We start from the raw sequence: 1,622 nt of genomic DNA on the forward strand, positions 1-1,622 counted from the left end.
CTTGGGTTCATGCGGTCGTCGCAACACTCTCGATTGAGAGGTTGCGGCGACCGTGTCGTTTTCCGGGGATGTTGCGGAGTTCGGTGACCAGCTGGTCGGGCTGGTCGGTGCCGGGGTATCGGTGGCCGAAGCTGCTGCGGTGTTGGGGATTTCCCGGGGTCGCGGTTATGCGATCCTGCGGGCGAAGGGGGTGGCGCTGGGTAAGCCCCGGGGCCCGTCACGCCCGGCCGATCCGGTGTTGATCCGGCGGGTGTTCGACAAGACGGGGTCGGTGAATCGTGCCGCGAAGGCTGCCGATGTCTCGTTCTCGGTGGCTCGCCGGATCCTGGTGGCGGGCGGTCTGATCGGTGCCGCACCGTTGAGCAGAGGAAAACCCGAGGCCAAACGTCGGTTTCTGGAGTTGATGGCGGCGGGATCGTCGATGAAAGAAGCCGCCGCCGCGGTCGGGGTGAACTATCGGACCGCCAAGGATTGGCGGGCAGGAATCCGCCGGTCGGGCCAGTCGCGGATTCGTCCCGACGGCACCGTGGTGAACTATCGAACCGGCACCCGCTACAACTGCTCGGTGCTCGAACCCCTCGATGCCGCCGCAGCGGTGATCAGTGATCGATATTTGTCGTTGCAGAACCGGCTCGACATCGCCGACGGGCTGCTGAGCGGGCAGAGCGTGACCGCGATCGCGGCCCGCATCGGCAAGCACAAGTCCACGGTGTCTCGGGAGATCCGGACTCACCGCGTCGGAGACCACTATCTGCCCTATCGGGCCGACAAGCGGGCCGAGGCCGCGCGGGCGCGGCCGAAGGAGTCGAAACTGGTGATCAACCAGGCGTTGCGGCAGGCTGTCGCCGGGGGCTTGCAACGGCGGCGGTCCCCGGAGCAGATCGCGGCCCGGCTGCGCACTGATTTTCCCGACGACGAGAGCATGCGGGTGAGCCACGAAACGATCTACCAGGCGCTCTACTTCCAGGCCCGTGGCGGGCTCAAACGCGAACTCGTCGCGGCCCTGCGCTCGGGGCGGACCCGACGCAAGCCGCACCGTTCACCCGATCAACGCACGAAACGGTTCGTCGATCCGATGATCATGATCAGCGACCGGCCCTCCGAGGTGCAAGACCGGGCAGTGCCCGGCCACTGGGAAGGCGACCTGACCATGGGCGCCGGCGGGCGCTCGGCGATCGGCACCCTTGTCGAACGGGCCACCCGCTACACGATGCTGCTGCACCTGCCCCACGGCCACAACGCCGAAGCCGTCCGTGACCAGCTCATCAGCACTGTCTCCACGCTGCCGCAGCACCTGCGCGGCTCGCTGACCTGGGACCAGGGCTGCGAGATGGCGCGGCACAAACAGTTCTCCATGGCCACCGACATGGCTGTCTATTTCTGCGACCCTGGCAGTCCTTGGCAACGCGGATCGAACGAAAACACCAATGGTCTTCTGCGCCAATACTTCCCGAAAGGCACCGACCTGAGCGTGTTCGGTCCGGAAGACCTCGAACATGTCGCTCAGGAACTCAATGACCGCCCACGAAAAACGCTCGGCTGGGATACCCCAGCCGAGCGTCTTCGTGATCTACTCACCAGCTAAGAAGCAGGCGGTGTTGCGACGACCCCTGAAATCCAAG

The 1,622-nt window shown here is 65.6% G+C and carries 1 protein-coding gene; it reads left to right on the forward strand.

Annotated features, from left to right (window positions below):
• The first annotated feature begins 403 nt into the window (after positions 1–403).
• Positions 404–1,585: an IS30 family transposase gene (locus AB0M74_RS35160; RefSeq protein ID WP_366530626.1), complete on the forward strand. Its 1,182-nt coding sequence runs from the start codon at positions 404–406 to the stop codon at positions 1,583–1,585.
• Positions 1,586–1,622 lie beyond the last annotated feature (37 nt).

This window comes from Nocardia sp. NPDC051463 (genome assembly GCF_040681975.1).
In the GTDB taxonomy this organism is placed as follows: Bacteria; Actinomycetota; Actinomycetes; order Mycobacteriales; family Mycobacteriaceae; genus Nocardia.